Raw genomic sequence first — 15,952 nt, forward strand, 5'->3', positions numbered from 1 at the left:
GTGGGCACTGTTGTCTGTTTAGTAGAGTGGCTTTCTATGGCTCAATCTTTTTCCTCTCGCTATCCAGCCGGTTTAATGCTGGTTGCTGGCCTTGTTTTAGCATTTTTAGTCTTGTTTTTAGTCATTCCTATCGGGAATGTTTTTTATACCGCTTTTGTCAATGCGGATGGCCAGTTCACATTAGGGCACTTTAGTGCATTTCTTCATCAAAGCCTTTTAACCGAATCATTTAAAAATAGCTTATATGTGGCTGTGATGGCCACCGTCTTTGCCTCGCTCATAGCTGTACCTTTGGCCTATTTTACGATTCGCTTTCGCTTTAAAGGCGCATTGATTATTCAAACCTTAGGGATTTTACCGCTCATCATGCCACCTTTTGTTGGTGCGGTGGCGATGCAGCTCATTTTTGGACGTTCCGGCTCCGTTAACCTATTGCTTGACGATTGGTTTGGTATCACCTTGCCCATTATGGATGGGCTCAATGGCATTATCTTTGTCGAAGCCATTCACTATTTTCCTTTTATTCTGATGAATCTTACCGTCGCCCTACGAAATATCGATGGGGCCATGGAAGAGGCAGCAGTAAATCTAGGCTCCAAAGGCTGGCGTTTATTTAGACGTATTATTTTCCCTTTAGCACTGCCCGGTTATGTCGCGGGGGCCTCCTTGGTTTTTGTCAAAGTTTTTGATGACCTTGGCACTCCTCTTGTATTGGGCATCACAAATATGCTTGCACCACAAGCATATTTACGTATCACACAAGTCGGCATCGATGACCCCCTCGGCTATGTCATTAGTGTCATCATGATCGCCTTTTCTATTTTGGCTTTATGGTTATCCGCTCGGGCCTTGAAGGGCCGCGATTACTCCACCATACAAAAAGGAGGGAACGCAATCCAACAGCGCGAGCTCAGTACTGGACAATCTATTCTCGCCTATGCTTGGATTGCATTTATTTTATTACTTGTGCTCTCGCCGCATATTGGCGTGCTCCTACTTTCTTTAGCCACCGTTTGGAGTTTTGCCCCCTTACCCGATGGTTATACATTGGCGCACTACGCTTCGGTATTCCAAGACTCTAAAGGCATGATTGCTAACACCATGCTCTATGGTGGTTTGGCCGCGTTGATTGATGTCATTCTTGGGACCGCTATTGCTTATATTATTCTGCGCACCAAGCTGCCAGCGCGACAAACTTTGGACTGGATCGCCTCCGCTGCCCTTGCTGTGCCAGGTTTGGTTTTAGCTATTGGGTTATTACGCACTTTCCGTGATGTGGAAATCCCAGGGCTTGGGGTCGGCTTTACTTCGACGTGGGTCATTATTATGATCGCGTACTCTGTTCGCCGTTTACCCTATGCTTTACGTTCATGCATGGCGGCTTTACAGCAAGTCTCCATTAGCCTCGAAGAGGCTGCTGCCTCTGTTGGGGCGAATCGGTTCAGTACCATTCGACGAGTGGTTATTCCTTTGATGGCAGGCGGAATATTGGCTGGTTTTGTCACCAGCTTTATGACCGCAGCCGTTGAGCTATCAGCCACGATTATGCTTGTGACTCGTGATAGCGATGCACCGATGAGCTATGGCATCTATCTTTATATGCAAAGCCCCTCTGGCCGTGGCCCTGGTGCTGCACTCGGTGTGTTAGCCGTTATTGTGGTTGCTATCGGCACCTATGCCTCGCATTTGGTAGTAGAGCGCACCTCTGCGCGCCAACGCCCCTCTCAAAAAAACTAAAGGCTGATTATGAAAAAAGTGAGTGTTGAATGCCGTAATATCCGCTTGGCCTACGGTAAAACAGAAGTTCTGAAAGACATTAATTTAGTAATTGAACCCGGTGAGTTTTTTGCTTTACTTGGTCCTTCGGGTTCAGGCAAATCGACTTTACTCCGTCTTATTGCTGGATTTAATCAGCAAAATTCTGGACAACTACTTGTCGATGGCGCTGACATTAGCCATGTTCCCCCACATAAGCGAAATATTGGCATGGTCTTTCAAAGCTATGCGCTTTGGCCACATATGAGTGTGTGGGATAACGTGGCATTTGGTCTAGTCGAACGACGCCTACCCAAAGCCGAGATTCAAGAAAAAGTGCAGTCCGCTCTTGAGCTCGTCGGCTTAGAGGCTTTTGCTACGCGCCGCCCCAATGAGCTTTCAGGTGGGCAACAGCAACGCGTCGCCCTTGCTCGTACCATTGTGATTGAGCCTCAGGTTTTATTGCTGGATGAGCCACTCTCTAACCTAGATCAAAAGCTACGAGTACAAATGCGACAAGAATTACTCGCCCTGCAGCGACGTCTTGGTATTACCACCATTTTTGTCACTCATGATCAAGAAGAGGCCATGACCACAGCCGATCGCATGGCCGTTATGGATCAAGGTATTGTGCAACAAGTCGGTACACCCGCCAATTTATTCGACTACCCGTGTAATCGCTTTGTAGCTAACTTTGTGGGTACCATGAATATGTTAGAAGGTCAGGTGCAAGAGCGCTCAGCCAATATGCTACAACTGCACATCGATGGCGTAGGCTTATTGAAAGTCCCCTTAGTTGACGAGGGCTCCGTTCCAGAACAAAACCGCCTTGCCGCCAGCTTTAGACCCCACACTGTGCAATTAGAAAGTGGGAATATGAACAAAGGCAATGATGCTAGATATATTTGGATTCCAGGCACTGTGATTCGTAGTGAATTTCTAGGGGAGTTCACCCGTTATGAAATTCAATGTGGGGAAAAAACTATTATTGCTGACCAATCTCATTATTCCGGCTTGCCACAACATACTGTGGGCGCGCCAATTTCCATAGGGATAGAGCCTACTCAAATTCGTCTTCTTCCCATTTAGCCATCATGGAAATCAACCAGCTCAAAGCCTTTGTGACTGTAGCTAGACTCAGTAATCTAACTCGCGCCGCAGAAGCTTTGTGCTTAACGCAGCCAGCGGTAACGGCACAAATCAAAGCTCTGGAGCAAAGTCTTGGTTTGGCTCTCTTCGAACGGAGCTCACGTAAAATGGCTATTACCAAAGCCGGCGAGCAACTGTTGCCCACGGCAGAGCAGCTTTTATCTCTGGCTACGCAGATAAAAACCACAGCCACAGAGCTTCAAGGAGAGCTCAGTGGTCAACTGCGTTTAGGTATTCCAGGTGAGCATTTAGACTTTTTACGCTTGGGGGAGCTTGTACAGCGTATTCATCACGGGCTACCCTTAATTGAGCTGGAAACCATGATTATGCCTGCCGACACGCTCTCTGAGCACGTCGCCACAGGACAGTTACAAGCCGCTTTTATTATTAGCCCTCATCCGCCCTTAGATGTGTTTTGGCTACCCATTCGTAGCGTCAGCTTTAGGGTTGCCGTACCCGTAACCCTCTACCCTCAACTCAAGCTAGGGGGGTGGCAAGAGCTAGCACAGTTACCATGGCTGGATGGCCCATTAGGTAGTCATATTCATTATCTACTACGAGACCTCTTTGAGCGACGTGGACTCACGCCTCGGGTTATTATGCATAATGACAGCATGGCTCATTTTGATACCTTAGTCAGAGCTGGCGCAGGTTGCGCACTCATTCGCGAGGAGATCGCCTTACAAGGTGCGCAAAAAAACCATTTTGCTATTTGGGGGCATGCTAAAGCTGATGCCCTCTTAGGTTTTATTAGTGCTAATGAAAATGCTCAAACGCCACTCATTATGGCTCTTGTTTCCATGCTAAAAGACATTTGGTCTTTAGACTCCACCATTAACTCTATTTAATTTACTAATGACTAGAACTGAAATTTGGTTAATTCGCCATGGGGAAACCGATTGGAACGCCGAACAGCGTCTACAAGGCTGGCGCGACATCCCGCTAAACGATGTTGGTAAGGCTCAAGCCCTTTCCGTACAACGTTATTTAGAGCAACAGCGTATTGATTTTGACGCTGTGCTAAGCAGTGATTTGCAACGCGCCATTCAAACTGCTCAAATCGCCTTTGAGCCCTATGGTTATCAGGTCGAGCAGTTATCCATGCTACGTGAACGTAACTACGGCATCTATGAGGGGCAACCTTGGCAACAGCTTATTCCCCTGCCTGATCGCCAAGCTCCTACTATTAATCTACGCGATCCACAAACCGAGATCCCTGAAGGCGAGTCTTTACCTGTTTTTTATCAGCGTATTATTCGTGCCTTTAATCAAATCGCCCAAGATCGTCCCCAGCAAAAACTTGCTGTGGTGGCACATGGAGGTGTCATTGATATGGTGTGGCGCCATATAAAAAATATCGATTTAACTAGCCAGCGCCCCTACAAAATCATGAATGCCAGTGTCAATCATTTTAGGATTACGACACAGCAGTGGGAAGAGGTGGCATGGGCCCAAACAGACCATATCGAGATGGCTAACGAAGGGTTATAAAAAAAGCCGGACAATTGTCCGGCTTTTTAATCATGGGCTTAACCGCCGTGCATATCTTGCAAGGAATACACCAACAAGCCCTCGCCATGACGCATATACTGTAAGCCCTCTACAGCAGCTAACGCCCCAGCAATGGTTGTGTAGTAAGCCAAGTTCGCAGCCAAAGCATGGGTACGAATCGTGCGTGAATCGACAATAGCGTTTCGACGCTCTTCTACCGTATTAATCACTAAGGCAATTTCACCGTTTTTCATCATATCTACGATATGAGGACGGCCCTCGGTGACCTTATTGACAGCTTTTACCTTTAGGCCTGCCGCCTCGATCGCTGTTGCGGTACCCCGTGTGGCAACAATATTAAAGCCTAAGTCAATCAGCCCACGTGCCACTTCGACGGCTTCTGCTTTATCACTGTCACGTACACTAATAAATGCCGTACCAGATTTAGGCAGATTTACACTTGCCGCCATTTGGGATTTCACAAAGGCTTCGCCAAAACTACGTCCTACCCCCATGACCTCGCCGGTGGATTTCATTTCAGGGCCTAAAATCGTATCCACACCAGGAAATTTCACAAAGGGGAAAACAGCCTCTTTAACAGCGTAATAACCTGGCTTGGCTTTAGCAGAGAAATCTAAATCGGCGATTTTCTTGCCAGCCATAACTCGCGCCGCCAACTTGGCCATTTGTAAGCCTGTGGCCTTAGAAACAAATGGCACGGTACGTGAAGCACGCGGGTTCACTTCTAGGACGTAAACCTCGTCGTCCTGAATCGCAAACTGCACGTTCATTAACCCTTTTACGTTCAAGGCTTTGGCCATTAACGCCGTTTGGCGACGAATTTCCTCGACCACTTCATCGGATAAGGAATACGGAGGTAAGCTACATGCCGAGTCGCCGGAGTGAACCCCCGCTTGCTCGATATGCTCCATGACACCGCCCACAAACACATCGGAGCCATCCGCAATACAATCCACATCGACCTCGGTGGCGTTATTGAGGAAGTGATCCAACAGCACGGGCGAATCATTGCTGACCTTAACCGCCTCTCGCATATAACGCTCTAGATCCGCTTGCTCATGGACGATCTCCATGGCTCGCCCACCCAATACATAGCTTGGACGAACGACTAGGGGATAACCAATTTCTGCTGCTAAAGCTAACGCCTCGCCTTCGGTACGAGCAGTACGGTTTGGCGGTTGACGTAGACCTAGCTTATGCAAGAGTTTTTGGAAACGCTCGCGATCCTCTGCGATATCAATCGATTCGGGGCTAGTACCAATAATTGGCACCCCATTGGCCTCGAGCGCGCGAGCCAATTTTAATGGGGTTTGACCACCGTACTGCACAATCATGCCCACCGGCTTTTCCACATGGACGATTTCTAATACGTCTTCAAGCGTTAAGGGCTCAAAATAGAGACGATCAGAAGTATCGTAATCGGTGGAAACGGTTTCAGGGTTACAGTTCACCATAATGGTCTCGTAACCGTCATCGCGCAACGCCATGGCAGCATGCACGCAGCAATAGTCAAACTCAATCCCTTGACCAATGCGGTTCGGCCCGCCCCCTAGCACAATAATTTTCTTACGATCTGTTGGCTGAGACTCGCACTCATCCTCATAGGTCGAGTACATATACGCGGTATCAGTAGCAAACTCGGCAGCGCAAGTGTCCACTCGCTTATAAACGGGACGTACGTCTAGCTGATGGCGCAGCTTGCGAACCTCGGATTCTACCGTGTCCAGTAAAAACGCTAAGCGACGATCTGAGAAACCACGGCGCTTTAAGCCCAATAAGGTATCACGATCTAAGTCAGCTAAGGTTTTTTGCTCTAGCGCGAGCTCAATATCAACAATTTCTTTGATTTGCGCTAAAAACCAGGGGTCGATTTTGGTAATGGCGTGGACCTCATCCAAAGACATGCCTTGAGCAAAAGCGTCCCCTACATACCAAATCCGCTCAGGACCTGGCTCGCCAAGTTCGACTTGGAGTTTTTCGCGGTCCGTGGTCATTTGGTTCAAACCATCCACACCGACCTCTAGGCCTCGTAGCGCTTTTTGGAAGGACTCTTGGAAAGTCCGCCCCATAGCCATGACCTCGCCCACGGATTTCATCTGTGTCGTTAAGCGCGAGTTAGCTTGAGGGAATTTTTCAAATGCAAACCGAGGGATTTTGGTAACCACATAATCAATCGTAGGCTCAAACGCTGCAGGCGTAGCCCCGCCCGTGATCTCATTTTGTAGCTCATCCAAGGTATAACCAACGGCAAGGCGCGCAGCCACTTTAGCAATGGGAAACCCAGTTGCCTTAGAAGCCAAGGCCGAGGAACGTGATACACGTGGGTTCATTTCGATAACGATCATACGACCGTTATCGGGATTCACGGCAAACTGAACGTTAGACCCGCCTGTGCTCACCCCGATCTCGCGCAACACAGCAATAGAGGCATTACGCATGATTTGGTATTCACGATCCGTTAGGGTTTGCGCCGGAGCAACGGTAATTGAGTCACCGGTATGTACCCCCATTGGGTCTAAGTTTTCGATGGAACATACAATAATGCAGTTATCCGCGCTATCACGGACGACTTCCATCTCGTATTCTTTCCACCCAAGCAAAGACTCTTCGATCAACAACTCGCTCGTTGGTGAAGCTTCGAGACCACGACGGCAAATCTCTTCGAATTCTTCCATGTTGTAAGCAATACCACCGCCTGTTCCACCCAGAGTAAAACTAGGACGGATTACAACAGGGAAACCCGAAGTGCCAACATATTCCGCAATCTCGCGTTGTACCGCCCACGCTTCTTCCATGCTGTGCGCGATCCCGGATTTGGCAGACTCTAGACCAATTTTGGTCATCGCATCTTTGAATTTTAGGCGGTCTTCAGCTTTATCGATGGCTTCGGCATTGGCTCCGATCATTTCCACGCCGTATTTTTCTAACACCCCATGCTCGGCTAAATCCAAAGCACAGTTCAGCGCGGTTTGCCCACCCATCGTGGGTAACAAGGCGTCAGGACGTTCACGCTCAATGATTTTTTCAACGGCCTGCCATGTGATGGGCTCAATGTAGGTGACATCCGCCGTATCCGGATCGGTCATGATGGTGGCGGGGTTGCTATTGACTAAAATCGTGCGATAACCCTCGGCTTTTAAAGCCTTACAAGCTTGGGCACCGGAGTAGTCAAATTCGCAAGCCTGACCAATGATAATTGGTCCAGCCCCGATAATAAGAATACTTTTTATATCTGTACGCTTAGGCATAATGATCTGTCTGGCAATTAAGCCTGTTGGTTAGCCATCAGGCTAATAAATTGGTCAAAAAGTGCTGTCATGTCACGGGGGCCAGGGGTGGCCTCGGGGTGACCTTGAAAACCAAATGCGGGACGATCGGTAAACGCTAAGCCTTGTAAGCTACCATCAAACAGTGACACATGCGTCACGCGTACATTTGCGGGTAAGCTATCTGCATCGATCGCAAAACCATGGTTTTGACTGGTAATAAAAACACGACCGTCATCCAATTGTTTAACTGGATGATTCGCTCCATGATGACCGGTTTTCATTTTGACGCTCTGTGCGCCTGCCGCTAACCCAAGCAGCTGATGGCCTAAACAAATACCAAACAAAGGCACTTTTTTATCTAAAAAAGCTTGGGTAGCAGTAATCGCGTAATCACAAGCGGCTGGGTCGCCTGGACCATTTGATAAGAAAACGCCATCTGGATTCAAGGCCAACACGTCTTCTGCACTGGTATGAGCAGGTACTACCGTGATACGACAGCCCCGATCGGCTAACAAACGCAAAATATTGGCTTTGACCCCAAAATCATAGGCCACGACATGTAAAGCGTCGGTTTCAGGCTTGGATTCTGTAAAGCCTTGGCCTAGTTGCCAAGAACCTTGGGTCCATGTTTTTTGGTTAGAGGTCGAAACCTCTTTTACCAGATCCATGCCCTCTAGCCCGGCAAAAGAACGGGCCAATTCAATGGCCCGTTCTGTGTCATCACCCACGAGAATACAAGCACTCTGGGCACCTTTTTCACGCAAAATACGCGTGAGCTTGCGCGTGTCAACGCCAGCAATCGCTACAACACCCTGCTCTTTGAGGTAATCAGGCAAAGACTGGGTGGAGCGGAAATTGGATACGCGTAATGCGCAATCACGTACCACTAACCCTGCGGCTTGGATGCCTTCCGACTCGGCATCTTCGGGATTTACCCCAGTGTTACCAATGTGTGGATAGGTTAGTGTAACGATTTGACCTTTATAGCTAGGGTCAGTGAGGATTTCCTGATAGCCGGTCATCGATGTATTAAATACGACTTCAGCTACCGTATAGCCCTCGGCACCAATGGCATAACCTTTAAATATGGTCCCATCAGCAAGGGCTAGGATCGCACTTCTAGCATTGGACTCGTCAGGAAAAAGAGACGGCAGCACGTTTAAACCCCGGTTCAAAATTTACAAATAAAACTTAACGATTATACCCCGACTTCGCATGGGGCATAAAGCACATATCGTGCAGTAGCAACAGCGCTACAAACCTATTAAAAATAGTCTACATTAAGAGACTATCCTGTTTTGCTTTTTTTTGGCGACTTATTATGACCACTTTGCTTGATTCTTTGCGTCAATACACAACGGTCGTGGCCGATACTGGAGACTTTGAGGCCATGAAAGCCTTTAAGCCTACGGATGCAACGACCAACCCATCGTTAATTCTCAACGCCGTCCAGCAGCCTGCTTATCAGCATTTACTGGTCGAAACGATAAAACAACACCCTAATGCCAATGCGGCTGAGCTCAACGATGCCCTATTAGTCGCCTTTGGAAAAGCCATTCTCGATATCGTTCCTGGTCGGGTGTCTACAGAAATCGATGCGCGTTTATCTTTTGACACGCAAGCCAGCATTGAACGCGCGCGCTACATTATCCAGCAATATGAACAAGCAGGCATCGATCGATCCCGCGTGCTCATTAAGCTGGCCTCCACCTGGGAGGGCATCCAAGCCGCCAAACAACTGCAAAATGAAGGGATACAGTGTAACTTGACCCTGCTCTTTTGTTTAGCCCAAGCTATTGCATGCGCTCAAGCCAAAGTTACACTGATTTCCCCTTTTGTGGGGCGTATTTATGACTGGTATAAAAAACAAGCCGGTACTAGCTGGGACGAAACCGCCCATGCCGGTGTCAATGATCCTGGTGTAAAGTCGGTACGCCAAATTTACGACTACTTTAAAGCCTATGATGTTAAAACAGAAATCATGGGCGCCAGTTTTCGTAATACGGGACAAATTCTAGCATTAGCCGGATGTGATTTGCTAACTATTAGCCCAGGTTTGCTGAGTGAGCTAGCCAATACCCAAGGCGAAGTCACCAAACACCTTGATGCTGCTCAATCCAAACAGGCAGCACCAGAGTGGCAGGCCAGTAATGAAATCGTATTTAGAACGGATCTAAATGCGGATGCTATGGCAACAGAAAAACTGGCTGAGGGAATTCGCTTTTTTATTCGTGACGCCATCGCTCTTGACCAGCTCATCGCACAAACCAAAGCCCAAGTGCAATAGTTAACGCGGATGTATCCACCCTTCGGCGGGTATTTTTACTATCCGAAGGGTGTAATAGATACTATAGCTGTGTGGCATTCCCTTGCTGGGGGCGCCAAGACAACAACTTTTTTTCAACCAGACTCACCATCGCGTCCAGCACCAATGCTGCTGCGGTCAATACAATAATTCCCGCGTAAACTGTATTCACGTCTAATGTACCTTCCGCCTGTAAAATCAAATAGCCAACACCACTAGCCGAACCAAGGTATTCACCTACCACTGCTCCAACAAAAGCTAACCCCACCGAGGTATGTAGACTAGAAAACACCCAGCTCATTGCCGAGGGGATATATACATAACGGAGCAGCTGTTTATGATTGGCCCCAAGCATACGCGCGTTATCTAATAAGGTTTTGCTCACCTCTCTTACGCCTTGATACACATTAAAAAAGACAATAAAAAAGACGAGCGTTACAGCAAGGGCAACCTTAGACCAGATGCCAAGCCCAAACCACATACCAAAAATAGGCGCTAAAATCACACGAGGCATCGAGTTTGCCGCGGTAATATAAGGATCTAGCAAAGCACTAGCCGAGGGCGATAAGCCTAGCCATAGCCCAAATGCCAAACCAGATACTGTCCCAATAACAAACGCCAACAGCGTTTCAGACAGGGTCACCCCTAAGTGCGGGTAAATGTCCCCATCAACAAAAAACCATTGCCAAATCACTTTGGCGACCTCTATGGGCTGACCAAAGAAAAAAGCGAATCCAGTGTCACGAGACAGCACGTACCAAATAAAAAGCAGTACCAATAAAAGAAGTATTTGCCAGACTCTTAATCGCCAAGACATAAAATTTTTTGACATCACTTATCCTCGTCTCTGTTGCTCATAGCCTTTTAACACCTCTTCGCGAAGCACATCCCAAATGGCAGCATGTAACTCTACAAATCGTGTGTTATTCCTGATTTCCGCCACATCACGTGGACGAGGTAAATCAATATCAAACTCTCCTATTGGGTGTGTACCAGGGCCTGCTGCCAACACGATAACCCTATCACTCATCGCGATGGCCTCGTCAAGGTCATGCGTAATAAAGAGTACGGCTTTACGACTGGCCATCCAAATCTCTAACACCTCGTTTTCCATCAACTGTCGTGTTTGAATATCTAGAGCAGAAAAAGGCTCATCCATTAGGATGATATCGGGATCACGTATTAAGGTCTGAGCCAACATGACCCGCTTTCTCATCCCCCCAGACATCTGATGAGGGTATCTATCTTCGAAGCCACCTAAACCGACTCGCTTTAGCCATTCGCGGGCTTTTTCATCCGCTTGTTTTTTATTCTCTCCGGCAAACTCTAACCCAGCGGTAACATTATCCAACGCCGTACGCCAGGGCATAAGCGCTTCGCCTTGGAACATATAACCCGCTCTATGGTTTACACCCTGAAGCGGCTCCCCAAACACTCGCACCTCGCCCGACGTAGGGGCGAGCAAGCCAGCCCCCACATTCAATAATGTTGATTTCCCACAACCAGTGGGGCCCACCACAGAAACAAACTCGCCGGGGGCCACGTGAATTGTTGCATCTTTTACGGCGGTATAACTCCCACCCCCATGTCTAGATGGAAAAACACAACTAATATTATCTAAACTTAATGCTTTCATCTTAGCCATTCGAGTATTTTTTCACCGCCGCCTCGACAAACTCATTCGTCCAAAGCTTATCTGTATTAATTTGACTTTTATCTAAATTTGTTGCAAAAGCACTCATGGCATGCAACGCCGTAGCTGGGCCATCCTCGTCCATATAGCCATCGGGCGATAGTGCCTCTAGGTTACTTTTTAATCCTTGGATATAGAGCTCAGGATTATTCAATAGATAAGAAGTAGGAACAGTTTGTGCAATTTCCTCGGGGCTGACACGATGAATCCACTGATTCGCACGAACCATTGCATTAACAAGTGCTTGCGTAGTGTTTGGGTTTTGATCAATAAACCGCTGTGAGACATATAAGCAACCAGAAGGCATATTGCCACCAAAAATCGCTTGCGTATCTTTCAGGGTGCGCGTATCGGCAATAATCGTTAGCTCTTCGTTTTCCATTAAGGTGCCGATGACGGGGTCTAAGTTAGCAATTGCATCAACCTGCCCTGTACGGACTGCTGTCACCGCTCCAGCACCGCCCCCTACCCCAATGAAAGACACATCAGATGGCTTGAGTCCATGTTTATCTAAAAAGAAATTCACCATCATGTTGGTAGAGGACCCTGGAGCCGTCACCCCAATCTTTTTCCCTTTTAAGTCTTGGGGGGATTGGTAATTTGGCATGGTTTTATTTGAAACCCCCAGCACAATCATGGGAGCCCGCCCTTGTTGTACGATAGAACGATAAAACTGCCCTTTGGACTGCAGGTTAATCGTATGCTCAAAAGCCCCTGACACCACATCAGCACTACCACCAACAACCGCCTGTAGTGCTCGAGAGCCGCCAGCAAAATCCACCACTTTTACATCCAGCCCCTCATCTTTGAAATACCCATTGATCTCCGCAATGGATAAGGGCAGGTAGTAGATAATAGCCTTGCCCCCCACGGCGATGGTTATTTTCTTTTTCTCTAGCTGCAGAGCGTTATTTGCCCAAGCCAAAGGGGGGATTAACTGAAAGCCACCCGTTATCGCGGCCCATTTCATCAAGTCTCGACGAGATATGCTCATGTGTTCCTCCAAATCAGTTTTATCTGAAAAATCGTTGTTATTACGTGCTTTTTCGCTCCATCAATGCCCAAGCAATCGTACTGGCATCGACATATTCCAGCTCGCTACCGGCGGGCACGCCGCGTGCGAGCCGGCTTAGCTTGATGCCTTGACCACGTAAGAACTCGGCCAAGTGATGGGCAGTGGTTTCGCCTTCTGCCGTGTAATTCGTGGCTAATATGACTTCTTTGACTGCTGATTCCTGCGCACGGTTCGCTATGCGCTGAAACTGCAAATCTTTAGGCCCTACCCCTTCGAGTGGAGCCAAGCGCCCCATCAGTACATAATACAAGCCGTTATAGCTATGGCTAGCCTCGATCATATTTTGATCAGCGGGCGTTTCCACGATGCATAATAAGCTTGGGTCACGCTGTGGGTTCGAACAGGTTAAGCAGATTTCTGTTTCACTAAAACTATTACAGCGCTGGCAATGCACAAGCGTTGTCGTGGCCTGATCCAAAGCGCGACTAAGTGTCTGCGCCCCCACGACATCATTCTGCAATAAGTGGTAAGCCATACGCCGTGCCGTGCGCTCCCCCACACCAGGTAGGCGCTTAAAAGCATCTATCAAATCACGTAACGGCGCAGGCTCAGGTAATAATATGGTCATTTAAAACGGGAAAGACATACCGGGAGGCAAAGGCAAACCGGCTGTAATAGCGGACATTTTCTCTTGAGAAGTGGCCTCGGCTTTACGCAAAGCGTCGTTAACAGCCGCCGCGACTAAATCCTCTAACATGTCTTTATCGTCCTCTAACAAAGACGGGTCAATATGAACACGACGTACATCATTACGGCAGGTCACCGTAACTTTAACCAAGCCCCCACCAGCGGCACCCTCGACTTCGAGGTTGGCGAGCTCATCTTGCGCCTTTTTCATATTTTCTTGCATTTGCTGCGCCTGACGCATCAAGCCAGCGAGTTGTCCTTTCATCATAGAAAATCGTCCTAAATCATAAAATCATGGAAAGAGCTACGGCTGGGCATTATTTAGCCCGGATCGAGCCCGTGACAATTTGAGCATCAAATTGCGCTTCGAGTGCTAGTATAAACGGATTTTGCTGCGCATCGTTTTCTGCTTGCTCCTGACGCTGTTGACGTAGTGCCTCTGCCTGAGCAAACGCTGTTTCTGAACCCGTGTCGCCATATTCAATATGGAGCTGTAGCGCGCGCCCAAAATGTTCGTTTAACACCGTATTAATGCGGGCTTTGGCTTGGCTATCATCGGCAGAGCGAATAGCAGCACGCAAAACCACTACATTGTCCTCAAATGAAACCCATTCTGTTTGTTGAGCTAGCTCCGCTGCCCATCCAGATAAAGGCAGTGCTGTCGCCAGATCAACCCAATCGGTTGCAGTCACTTGCTCCGGCGATAAGCGCTTTGTTGTTGGCAAGTCCAACGCTGCTACCGCTTGTTGTACGGCTTCATCCATCAAGGGAGCCATGTCGCCGCCTTCAGGGCTCCCTGCGGAAAAATCGTCTTCGGTGTCCTGAGCAAAGTGCGTATCCTCTGGCTGCGCTGTTAAGGGCGGCTCATCATAAGGAGGAGGCTCCAAATCCGAGTCCTCTGCTTTAGTCGTTGCCATCTGGCTAGGCTCTGGACTCTTAGCCAACTTCCCTGAAGTAGCAGACCTTAGGTCAGCAGCTTTTTGCACCGGTAAAGATGGCTCCGTTTCCCACGGAGGTAAATCCGCCTCTGTTGCTTGTTTGACCGCCGCTCCACCGCTTTCTATCACGGCGGGCTGAATGCCTGTGCGTGGTTCAGGATCAGGCGAGACGGCAGAGCGAACCGGCGAAGATACGGAAGCCGGTGGGGGAGACGCCTCGTCTGGCAATGGGGCAGCATCAGGAGCGGTTTTTTCGGGCTCAGGTGTAGGGGAAAGCGTAGGTGCAGCAGGAGTCGAATCCGGCATTGCTCGGGCTGGCGTGGGTAAACTTCCAGCAGGCGTTAATGCCAGTAGCCGCAGGCACGCCATAATAAAACCGGCGTAATCATCTGGAGCCAAGCGAATTTCATCGCGACTATGTACCACCACAGAATAAAACAGTTGCACGTGGTCCGCAGAAAGCTGTTGCGCTAACTGCTCAATAGCGGCTAAGTTAGGCTCGTCCTGCGGTAATGCGCCCGGCACACGCTGCTCAATAGCGATCCGTGATAATAGTACAGCCAAATCGGCTAACGCCCCCTCAAAGGATAGCCCCCTGAGCAGCATATCATCTGCGATCGCTACCAAACGTTCGCCTGTGCCGTCAATCAACGCTTGAAGAATTTGAATTAAGTGGGACTGATCAATAGTACCCAACATGCCCTGCACCGCTTCTGTGGAAACGGTTCCTGCACTGTAGGCAATCGCTTGGTCCGTAAGAGATAACGCATCACGCATTGAGCCCTGAGCTGCTTGTGCTAACAAGCGCAGTGCTGTGGGCTCTGCAGGGATGGTCTCTTGTTGCAAAATAAACTGCAAATGCTGCTCAATAGCCGGTACGGTCATTTGCTTCAGATTGAACTGCAAGCATCGTGATAACACCGTTACCGGAATTTTTTGCGGATCTGTGGTCGCTAAAATAAATTTCACATGAGCGGGAGGCTCTTCGAGGGTTTTGAGCATGGCATTAAAGGCATGCCCCGTTAGCATATGCACCTCGTCAATCATATAGACTTTATAACGCGCCGCACTAGGAGCATAGACCGCTTGCTCTAGCAGCTGCGTCATTTCATCCACACCTCGGTTTGAGGCGGCATCCAGCTCTACATAATCGACAAACCGTCCCTGATCAATTTCCACACAGGAGCGGCACTCTCCACATGGGTGCGCGCTTACCCCTTTTTCACAGTTTAACGCTTTGGCAAGAATACGAGACAAAGTTGTTTTACCCACACCCCGGGTGCCCGTAAAAAGCCAGGCATGATGTAAACGCTGGGTGTCTAAAGCATGGGTTAACGCACGTACCACATGCTCTTGACCAATAAGGGTATCAAAAGAGCGCGGACGCCATTTACGAGCCAGAACTTGGTATGTCATGAAGGGAGAATCACTCGGTAGTCAGAAAAAAGCCAACGGCTAATAAAGTGTACCGGATTTGGAGAAGATGGGGGAGAAGAGAGGAAGGATTTCCCATAGAAGAGGCGGTGAGCCTGACTTCGGCACTGGTTCGAGACAGCTGTGGCTGCTTCGTTCCCGACCTGACCAGGTTGACTGTTGAACCATGCGAAGGGGCTCACCAAGAATTAGTAT

The 15,952-nt window shown here is 48.6% G+C and carries 13 protein-coding genes and 1 other RNA gene; 5 read left to right on the forward strand and 9 right to left on the reverse strand.

The features are described from left to right. Nucleotides 1-36 precede the first annotated feature (36 nt). Genes ABD980_RS05590 through ABD980_RS05605 form a run of 4 tightly spaced genes read left to right on the forward strand, consistent with a single transcriptional unit; the run spans nucleotide 37 to nucleotide 4,395 of the window. Complete coding sequence (locus tag ABD980_RS05590; protein WP_260649209.1) at nucleotides 37-1,737, forward strand: ABC transporter permease; 1,701 nt, start codon at nucleotides 37-39, stop codon at nucleotides 1,735-1,737. Between the two features lie 9 nt (nucleotides 1,738-1,746). Continuing rightward, nucleotides 1,747-2,844 (forward strand): ABC transporter ATP-binding protein, encoded by a 1,098-nt coding sequence (locus tag ABD980_RS05595; protein ID WP_260649210.1) that lies wholly within the window; start codon nucleotides 1,747-1,749, stop codon nucleotides 2,842-2,844. Nucleotides 2,845-2,849: 5 nt separating this feature from the next. After that, nucleotides 2,850-3,752 (forward strand): LysR family transcriptional regulator, encoded by a 903-nt coding sequence (locus ABD980_RS05600; RefSeq protein WP_300647352.1) that lies wholly within the window; start codon nucleotides 2,850-2,852, stop codon nucleotides 3,750-3,752. A 7-nt stretch (nucleotides 3,753-3,759) separates the two neighbouring features. Then, nucleotides 3,760-4,395, forward strand: a complete 636-nt coding sequence (locus ABD980_RS05605; RefSeq protein WP_260649212.1) for a histidine phosphatase family protein — start codon at nucleotides 3,760-3,762, stop codon at nucleotides 4,393-4,395. A 38-nt stretch (nucleotides 4,396-4,433) separates the two neighbouring features. Here ABD980_RS05605 and carB read toward each other — a convergent pair whose 3' ends face one another. Both carB and carA read right to left on the reverse strand, forming a co-directional pair. Then, nucleotides 4,434-7,664: a carbamoyl-phosphate synthase large subunit gene (gene carB / locus ABD980_RS05610; protein WP_345370227.1), complete on the reverse strand. Its 3,231-nt coding sequence runs from the start codon at nucleotides 7,662-7,664 to the stop codon at nucleotides 4,434-4,436. Between the two features lie 17 nt (nucleotides 7,665-7,681). After that, the gene (gene carA / locus ABD980_RS05615) at nucleotides 7,682-8,842 is read right to left on the reverse strand and encodes a glutamine-hydrolyzing carbamoyl-phosphate synthase small subunit (protein ID WP_345370229.1); all 1,161 of its coding nucleotides are present in this window, start codon (nucleotides 8,840-8,842) and stop codon (nucleotides 7,682-7,684) included. A gap of 164 nt (nucleotides 8,843-9,006) precedes the next feature. Between carA and tal the strand changes: the two genes are divergently transcribed. Further along, the gene (gene tal / locus ABD980_RS05620) at nucleotides 9,007-9,972 is read left to right on the forward strand and encodes a transaldolase (RefSeq protein ID WP_345370231.1); all 966 of its coding nucleotides are present in this window, start codon (nucleotides 9,007-9,009) and stop codon (nucleotides 9,970-9,972) included. Between the two features lie 61 nt (nucleotides 9,973-10,033). Here tal and ABD980_RS05625 read toward each other — a convergent pair whose 3' ends face one another. The 7 genes from ABD980_RS05625 to ffs all read right to left on the reverse strand — a co-directional run bounded on the left by ABD980_RS05625 (nucleotide 10,034) and on the right by ffs (nucleotide 15,940). Further along, nucleotides 10,034-10,822 carry an ABC transporter permease gene (locus tag ABD980_RS05625; protein WP_377536197.1) on the reverse strand — a complete coding sequence of 263 codons (789 nt, stop codon included), beginning with the start codon at nucleotides 10,820-10,822 and terminating at the stop codon, nucleotides 10,034-10,036. 3 nt (nucleotides 10,823-10,825) lie between these two features. After that, nucleotides 10,826-11,626 (reverse strand): ABC transporter ATP-binding protein, encoded by an 801-nt coding sequence (locus ABD980_RS05630; RefSeq protein ID WP_377536209.1) that lies wholly within the window; start codon nucleotides 11,624-11,626, stop codon nucleotides 10,826-10,828. Between the two features lies 1 nt (nucleotide 11,627). Next, the gene (locus ABD980_RS05635) at nucleotides 11,628-12,677 is read right to left on the reverse strand and encodes an ABC transporter substrate-binding protein (protein WP_345370235.1); all 1,050 of its coding nucleotides are present in this window, start codon (nucleotides 12,675-12,677) and stop codon (nucleotides 11,628-11,630) included. Between the two features lie 40 nt (nucleotides 12,678-12,717). Further along, a complete protein-coding gene (recR, locus tag ABD980_RS05640; protein ID WP_260649216.1) occupies nucleotides 12,718-13,326 on the reverse strand; it encodes a recombination mediator RecR in 609 nt (202 codons plus the stop codon). Then, nucleotides 13,327-13,653, reverse strand: coding sequence for a YbaB/EbfC family nucleoid-associated protein (locus tag ABD980_RS05645; protein ID WP_260649217.1), 327 nt, complete (start codon nucleotides 13,651-13,653; stop codon nucleotides 13,327-13,329). Between the two features lie 49 nt (nucleotides 13,654-13,702). Further along, nucleotides 13,703-15,739: a DNA polymerase III subunit gamma/tau gene (gene dnaX / locus ABD980_RS05650; RefSeq protein WP_345370238.1), complete on the reverse strand. Its 2,037-nt coding sequence runs from the start codon at nucleotides 15,737-15,739 to the stop codon at nucleotides 13,703-13,705. 103 nt (nucleotides 15,740-15,842) lie between these two features. Next, an RNA gene (gene ffs / locus ABD980_RS05655) (signal recognition particle sRNA small type) lies at nucleotides 15,843-15,940 on the reverse strand. Nucleotides 15,941-15,952 lie beyond the last annotated feature (12 nt).

Origin of the sequence: Paenalcaligenes hermetiae, from assembly GCF_039543645.1 — a bacterium.
Lineage (GTDB): Bacteria > Pseudomonadota > Gammaproteobacteria > Burkholderiales > Burkholderiaceae_B > Paenalcaligenes > Paenalcaligenes hermetiae.

Bases quoted from the DNA above. Each gene is read 5' to 3' on its own strand.
- ABD980_RS05645 (WP_260649217.1), bottom strand. From the start codon at position 13,653: ATGATGAAAGGACAACTCGCTGGCTTGATGCGTCAGGCGCAGCAAATG.
- ABD980_RS05625 (WP_377536197.1), bottom strand. From the start codon at position 10,822: ATGTCAAAAAATTTTATGTCTTGGCGATTAAGAGTCTGGCAAATACTT.
- ABD980_RS05595 (WP_260649210.1), top strand. From the start codon at position 1,747: ATGAAAAAAGTGAGTGTTGAATGCCGTAATATCCGCTTGGCCTACGGT.
- ABD980_RS05590 (WP_260649209.1), top strand. From the start codon at position 37: ATGGCTCAATCTTTTTCCTCTCGCTATCCAGCCGGTTTAATGCTGGTT.
- ABD980_RS05630 (WP_377536209.1), bottom strand. From the start codon at position 11,626: ATGAAAGCATTAAGTTTAGATAATATTAGTTGTGTTTTTCCATCTAGA.
- tal (WP_345370231.1), top strand. From the start codon at position 9,007: ATGACCACTTTGCTTGATTCTTTGCGTCAATACACAACGGTCGTGGCC.
- recR (WP_260649216.1), bottom strand. From the start codon at position 13,326: ATGACCATATTATTACCTGAGCCTGCGCCGTTACGTGATTTGATAGAT.
- ABD980_RS05600 (WP_300647352.1), top strand. From the start codon at position 2,850: ATGGAAATCAACCAGCTCAAAGCCTTTGTGACTGTAGCTAGACTCAGT.
- ABD980_RS05605 (WP_260649212.1), top strand. From the start codon at position 3,760: ATGACTAGAACTGAAATTTGGTTAATTCGCCATGGGGAAACCGATTGG.
- dnaX (WP_345370238.1), bottom strand. From the start codon at position 15,739: ATGACATACCAAGTTCTGGCTCGTAAATGGCGTCCGCGCTCTTTTGAT.
- ABD980_RS05635 (WP_345370235.1), bottom strand. From the start codon at position 12,677: ATGAGCATATCTCGTCGAGACTTGATGAAATGGGCCGCGATAACGGGT.
- carB (WP_345370227.1), bottom strand. From the start codon at position 7,664: ATGCCTAAGCGTACAGATATAAAAAGTATTCTTATTATCGGGGCTGGA.